Source organism: Streptococcus mitis (genome assembly GCF_001579035.1).
GTDB lineage: Bacteria > Bacillota > Bacilli > Lactobacillales > Streptococcaceae > Streptococcus > Streptococcus mitis_J.
This window is the reverse complement of record NZ_KQ970285.1, coordinates 156,243-162,304: the sequence shown is the minus strand read 5'-3', so window position 1 is coordinate 162,304 and position 6,062 is coordinate 156,243. Positions and strand designations below refer to the sequence as shown.

The window sequence follows — 6,062 nt, the reverse complement described above, 5'->3', positions numbered from 1 at the left end:
AGCTACATCATAGTACTGTTAAGCCCATTTTAAAATTACACCAAACTTATTTTAGCTTTCTTCTTTACTTTTTATATTACTATGATACAATATTTTTAATTGGATTTTATTATTTGTTAACTTTTTTCACGAAAAGGAGAAAATTATGCGTTATGATTTCGGAAATATCTATAAAGAAATACGTGAGTCAAAAGGCTTGACTCAAGAAGAGGTCTGTGGAAATGTCCTCTCAAGAACTAGCCTATCAAAGATTGAAAGTGGCAAAGCAACTCCCAAATATGAAAACATGGAATTTCTTCTCCGGCAAATCAATATGAGTTTTGAAGAGTTTGACTACATCTGCCATCTCTATCAACCGAGCCAACGAACAGAAATCATGCAAACTTATCTCAATATAACTTCCATCATTGGTAGTAATAGTCTAGTTCATTTTTTTGAAACATGCCAAGACTATCTCAAGACCCACCACGACCTGCCTATAGAAGAAATAAGGGATATGCTGGAAATTGTCATCCATATCCGTCAACATGGTACAGAGCAACTGTCAGACCAAGTGAAACAGACTGTCAAAAAACTTTGGGAAAAAATTGAAAAACAAGATACATGGTATGAAAATGACCTAAAAATCCTCAATACCATCCTTTTCAGCTTTCCCATTGATCACCTCCATCTCATTACTGGAAAAATCCTGCAACGCTTGGAAGTCTATAAAAACTACCAACATTTATATGACTTACGAATGGCAATCCTACTCAATCTGTCCACCATTTACTTATACCATCAAGACAAAAATATGTGTCAACAAATCTGCTATACTTTACTAGAGGATGCCAAGAAAAAGAAGCACTACGATAGGCTTGCTATCTGCTATGTCCGTATTGGGATTTGTACGGATAATGCTAGACTTATCCAAAAAGGGTTCTCTCTTCTGGAGCTAACTGAGGAAACTTCCATGCTGTCTCATCTCAAAAATGAAGTGGAGACCTATTACCAGCCGAAGGAAAGATAAAAAAGTCGAGGAAATTCCCCCGACTTTTTATACTATTCTATTCATTAGTTCTTAATACCATCCGTTGTTAAGCCAGAAGTTTTTAGCAGCTGTCCATGAACCGTAACGTCCTGCAACGTAGGCATCTGCTACACGTTCTTGGTTTTCAGCTGAGTAGTCACCGTTCAAGTATGAATCTGTCAATTGGTAACGTCCGATATAACGTCCGTTTGTAGCTGTGTAGCTACCGCCTGATTCTTTTTGAGCGATCCATTCTTTGGCTTCTGCTTCAGATCCGCTTACAGTTGTAGCAACTGTTTCTTCGGCTACTGTTTCACTTACTACTGGAGTTTCTTCCTCTACCTCTGTAGTTTCTACCACTGGAGCTGAAACAGCCTCATCTTGAGCTGCTGGAGCTGCATAAGTCGTTGAAGCTGGTGCCACTGGCGCTACAGGGCCATCGATAACCAACTCTTGACCAACATAAATCAAATGAATGTTGTCAATGTGGTTGTTTTCTGCCAATTTCTCAACAGTTGTGTTGTGAGTTTCAGCGATTTCTGAAAGCGTATCACCTTCTTTAACAGTGTAAGTTGATGATTCTTGAGCAGACACAAATGATGGAGCAAATACTGCAAACAAGGCAGCTACTCCTGCAAGAGTTGTTTTAATCTTTTTAGTTGTTGATTTCATATTTGAAAATTCTCCTTCTTTCTATACTTCTATCATACCCTTTAAATATTACCGTTTCTTGACACTTTTATGTAGAAATATTACAAAATTATTTTTTATTTCCCTAAATAAGGTGTTTTTTGTCATAAAAGATACTATTTTTATGCTATTTGAGGTATTAGAAAGATTTTCATCCGCAATTAAAGCCAAGACCTTTATTCTTTGATATAATAGAGATAAGAATTTTTATAAGGGGAAACTGATGAAATCACTTCGTTTTCAATCTGTCTTTGATATCATCGGACCAGTTATGATTGGCCCATCTAGTAGCCATACAGCTGGTGCTGTTCGTATTGGGAAGATTGTCTCTTCCATTTTTGATGATACTCCGACAGAAGTCGAATTCCAACTATTTAACTCATTTGCCAAGACCTATCGTGGCCACGGGACAGACCTAGCCCTTGTTGCAGGCATTTTGGGCATGGATACAGATGATCCCGAAATCCCAAACAGTCTGGAAATTGCCCACAAGCGCGGCATCAAGATTGTCTGGACCATTCAGAAAGACAGCAATGCCCCTCACCCCAACACCACTAAAATTACCGTCAAAAATGCTCACAAGACCATCAGCGTAACTGGTATTTCTATCGGTGGAGGAAATATTCAGGTAACCGAACTCAATGGCTTTGCCGTCTCTCTCAATATGAATACACCGACTATCATTATCGTTCATCAAGATATTCCAGGTATGATTGCCCTCGTAACGGAGGCCCTTTCACGCTATGATATCAATATCGCCCAGATGAATGTTACTCGTGAAAAAGCTGGTGAAAAAGCCATTATGATTATCGAAGTCGACAGTCGCAACTGTGATGAGGCTATCGAAGAAATTCGAAAAATCCCTCATCTCCACAATGTCAATTTCTTTAAATAGGAGGAAGCATGTTTTATTCTATCAAAGAATTGGTCGAGCAAGCTGATCTGGACTTTCAAGGAAATGTCGCAGAACTCATGATTACAACAGAGTTTGAATTGACCGGTCGCGAACGTGAAGAAGTCTTCCTTCTCATGGAACGCAATCTGGAAGTCATGAAAGCCTCTGTCCAACTTGGCCTCAATGAAAATAAATCTCGTAGTGGCCTGACAGGTGGAGATGCTGCCAAATTGGAACACTACATCAAAAACGGAAAAACTCTGTCAGATTATACGATTCTCTCTGCTGCCCGAAATGCCATTGCAGTCAATGAACACAATGCCAAAATGGGCTTGGTTTGTGCCACTCCGACCGCAGGAAGTGCTGGCTGTCTGCCTTCCGTTCTCACTGCTGCTATTGAAAAATTAGACCTCAGCCACGAGCAACAGCTGGATTTCCTCTTTGCTGCTGGTGCCTTTGGACTAGTCATCGCAAATAATGCCTCTATCTCAGGTGCTGAAGGTGGCTGTCAAGCTGAGGTTGGTTCTGCCTCCGCTATGAGTGCTGCTGCCTTGACTCTAGCTGCGGGTGGAACACCCTACCAAGCCAGCCAAGCCATTGCCTTTGTCATTAAAAATATGCTAGGCCTCATCTGTGACCCTGTTGCCGGCTTGGTTGAGGTTCCCTGTGTCAAGCGCAATGCCATGGGAGCTAGCTTTGCCTTCATCGCAGCAGATATGGCCTTGGCAGGTATCGAATCTAAAATTCCTGTGGATGAAGTTATCGATGCCATGTACCAAGTAGGAGCAAGCATGCCAACTGCCTTTCGTGAAACAGCTGAAGGTGGACTCGCTGCCACCCCTACTGGTCGTCGCCTTCAAAAAGAAATTTTCGGAGAATAAGCTTATCAAATAGGAGAAACCATGACCTCTATCACAGCGATTTTTTTCGATCTGGATGGAACACTCGTCGACAGTTCTATCGGGATTCACAATGCCTTTACCCATACCTTTAAGGAGCTGGGGGTGCCTAGCCCTGATGCCAAAACGATTCGTGGTTTTATGGGACCGCCTCTTGAAAGTAGTTTTGCGACCTGCCTTCCTAAAGAACAAATTTCTGAGGCTGTGCAGATATACCGTTCTTACTATAAGGCAAAAGGTATCTATGAAGCTCAACTTTTTCCTCAGATTGTAGAGTTGCTTGAGAAGTTATCGAGCAATTACCCTCTTTACATCACCACTACAAAGAATACCCCTACCGCTCAAGATATGACTAAAAACTTGGGAATCTATCATTTCTTTAATGGCATTTATGGTTCCAGCCCTGAAGCACCTCATAAGGCAGATGTCATTCGCCAAGCCTTGCAGACACATCAACTAGCACCAGAACAAGCCATCATCATCGGAGATACCAAGTTTGATATGCAGGGGGCTCAAGAAACAGGCATTCAGAAATTGGCTGTCACTTGGGGATTTGGAGAGCAAGCAGACTTGCTAAACTATCAGCCTAATTATATCGCTCATACCCCCTTAGAGGTTTTGGCGTATTTTCAATAACATAGACTGGGCAACAACTCCATTTCAGAAGAAAATGAAGTAATACTCAATGAAAATCAAATAGCAAACTAGGAAAGTAACCGCAGGCTGCTCAAAACACTGTTTTAAGGTTGTAGATAGAACTGACGAAGTCAGCTCAAAACACTGTTTTGAGGTTGTGGATAGAACTGACGAAGTCAGTAACCATATCTACGACAAGACGACGTTGACGTGGTTTGAAGAGATTTTCGAAGAGTATAAGTCTCTACATAACAAAACGCATATTACCAAGGTTCTTAACAACTTGATGATATGCGCTTTTCTTTTTTATTCAACGTGGGTTGTTTGATTGGCAAAGGCGATAATGGCTTGCTTCAACTCATCTCCACTGAGAGTGCGGAATTCCTCAATCTTTTGATCGATAGCTTCTAAAGGCATAACATTGACCTTACCAACGAAAATCTTATCCATAACTTGGTTATCAACCAGTTCAGTTGACACCAAGAGTTCTTCGTAGAGTTTTTCACCTGGACGGATTCCAACTTCAACGATTGGAATTTCGCTCTCAGTGTGTCCACTTAGAAGCACCATTTTCTTAGCCAAGTCATAAATCTTGACTGGTTTGCCCATATCAAGGATAAAGACTTCTCCATCTTTAGCATAAGCACCAGCATGGATAACCAAACGGCTAGCTTCTGGAATAGTCATAAAGTAACGGGTCATGCGGAAGTCTGTCACCGTTACAGGCCCACCTTCAGAAATCTGACGTTCAAAAACTGGAATCACACTACCACGGCTACCAAGAACATTTCCAAAACGAACCGCACAGTAGGTCGATTGGCTACGCTGGTTAAAACCAGTGACAATCAACTCCGCCACGCGCTTGGTTGCTCCCATAACATTGGGTGGATTGACCGCCTTATCTGTCGAAATCATAACCATCTTAGGTACTTTGGCTTCATCAACAGCCTTAGCAACATTGTAAGTTCCACGGATATTGTTTTTGAAGGCTTCTTTTGGATTGCGCTCCATCATAGGAACGTGCTTGTGGGCTGCCGCATGATAAACAATAGCTGGCTTGTACTGCTCAAAGACTTGCAACAAACGATCATAGTCTTGAATGTCCGCAATCACAGGTACATAATCAATCCCTTGGAATTTACGAATCAATTCATGATAAACAAGGTAGATTGAGTTTTCCCCATGACCGAGCAAAACAATGCGTTCAGGATTGAAACGGCTAACTTGGCGACAGATCTCAGAACCGATTGAACCACCAGCCCCTGTGACTAAGATGGTCTTACCTGTCAGTTCTGCGCCCAGACGCGATTCGTCAAGACGAATTTCCTGACGGCCTAAAAGGTCCGTAATATCAATTTTTTGGAAGCCAGTACCTGCTTGGTGAAGACCTTGAACAACAGTTTCAACCTTAGGCATCTTGTAACATTTGACACCCAGCTTATTACACATCTGCAAGATACGTTCATATTCTGACGGATCCAGCGACGGAATCGCAACGATAACACGCTCGATTTGATGGCGTTTAGCTAATTCAGGCAGATTGTCATAAGAACCTAAAACAGGAATACCACCAAGTTTTTGACCCTTTTTCTTAGCATCCTTATCCAAGATACCGACCAGTTCTAATTCACTTGTTGGATGTTGGTAACTATCCATAAAGAGAGCCCCACCATCACCGGCACCAATCAAGAAGGTCCGACGGTGTTCTCCATCACCACTGCCTTTTTTGCGTCTGGAGTAGATTAACTGCCAAGTAATCCGTGGCAATAAAATCAAGAAGGTACTCAACAAAATAAAGAGAATGATGAAACGGATGGAGAAGAGTGGCAAAAAGGCATAGCAGATACTATATGACAAGACACTGCTGGCAGTCACACCAAAAAAGATTTTCATAAAGTCCGTAATCTTGCTGTAACGACTAATACTCGCGTTC

Annotated in this window: 6 protein-coding genes; 4 read left to right on the top strand and 2 right to left on the bottom strand. The window is 41.7% G+C overall.

Annotation, left to right across the window (positions count from 1 at the left end; genetic code table 11):
* Positions 1–145 precede the first annotated feature (145 nt).
* Complete coding sequence (locus SMIDD26_RS00725) at positions 146–1,009, top strand: helix-turn-helix domain-containing protein (RefSeq protein WP_061438620.1); 864 nt, start codon at positions 146–148, stop codon at positions 1,007–1,009.
* Between the two features lie 51 nt (positions 1,010–1,060).
* On the opposite strand, the gene SMIDD26_RS00720 is transcribed toward SMIDD26_RS00725, so the two are convergent.
* On the bottom strand, positions 1,061–1,681 hold the full coding sequence (locus SMIDD26_RS00720; protein WP_061438619.1) for an aggregation-promoting factor: 621 nt from the start codon (positions 1,679–1,681) through the stop codon (positions 1,061–1,063).
* 241 nt (positions 1,682–1,922) lie between these two features.
* Between SMIDD26_RS00720 and sdaAB the strand changes: the two genes are divergently transcribed.
* The 3 genes from sdaAB to SMIDD26_RS00705 are packed head-to-tail and all read left to right on the top strand — an operon-like array spanning position 1,923 to position 4,129.
* On the top strand, positions 1,923–2,594 hold the full coding sequence (sdaAB, locus tag SMIDD26_RS00715; RefSeq protein ID WP_000838909.1) for an L-serine ammonia-lyase, iron-sulfur-dependent subunit beta: 672 nt from the start codon (positions 1,923–1,925) through the stop codon (positions 2,592–2,594).
* Positions 2,595–2,602: 8 nt separating this feature from the next.
* Positions 2,603–3,475, top strand: coding sequence for an L-serine ammonia-lyase, iron-sulfur-dependent, subunit alpha (gene sdaAA / locus SMIDD26_RS00710; RefSeq protein ID WP_061438618.1), 873 nt, complete (start codon positions 2,603–2,605; stop codon positions 3,473–3,475).
* A 21-nt stretch (positions 3,476–3,496) separates the two neighbouring features.
* Complete coding sequence (locus SMIDD26_RS00705) at positions 3,497–4,129, top strand: HAD family hydrolase (protein ID WP_061438617.1); 633 nt, start codon at positions 3,497–3,499, stop codon at positions 4,127–4,129.
* 306 nt (positions 4,130–4,435) lie between these two features.
* Here the strand turns inward: SMIDD26_RS00705 and SMIDD26_RS00700 are convergent.
* A partial coding sequence (locus tag SMIDD26_RS00700) for a polysaccharide biosynthesis protein (RefSeq protein WP_246746834.1) occupies positions 4,436–6,062 on the bottom strand: 1,627 nt, incomplete at its 5' end.

Excerpts from the sequence above, each read along its gene's own strand:
- sdaAA (WP_061438618.1), top strand. The coding sequence starts at position 2,603 with ATGTTTTATTCTATCAAAGAATTGGTCGAGCAAGCTGATCTGGACTTT.
- SMIDD26_RS00705 (WP_061438617.1), top strand. The coding sequence starts at position 3,497 with ATGACCTCTATCACAGCGATTTTTTTCGATCTGGATGGAACACTCGTC.
- SMIDD26_RS00725 (WP_061438620.1), top strand. The coding sequence starts at position 146 with ATGCGTTATGATTTCGGAAATATCTATAAAGAAATACGTGAGTCAAAA.
- SMIDD26_RS00720 (WP_061438619.1), bottom strand. The coding sequence starts at position 1,681 with ATGAAATCAACAACTAAAAAGATTAAAACAACTCTTGCAGGAGTAGCT.
- sdaAB (WP_000838909.1), top strand. The coding sequence starts at position 1,923 with ATGAAATCACTTCGTTTTCAATCTGTCTTTGATATCATCGGACCAGTT.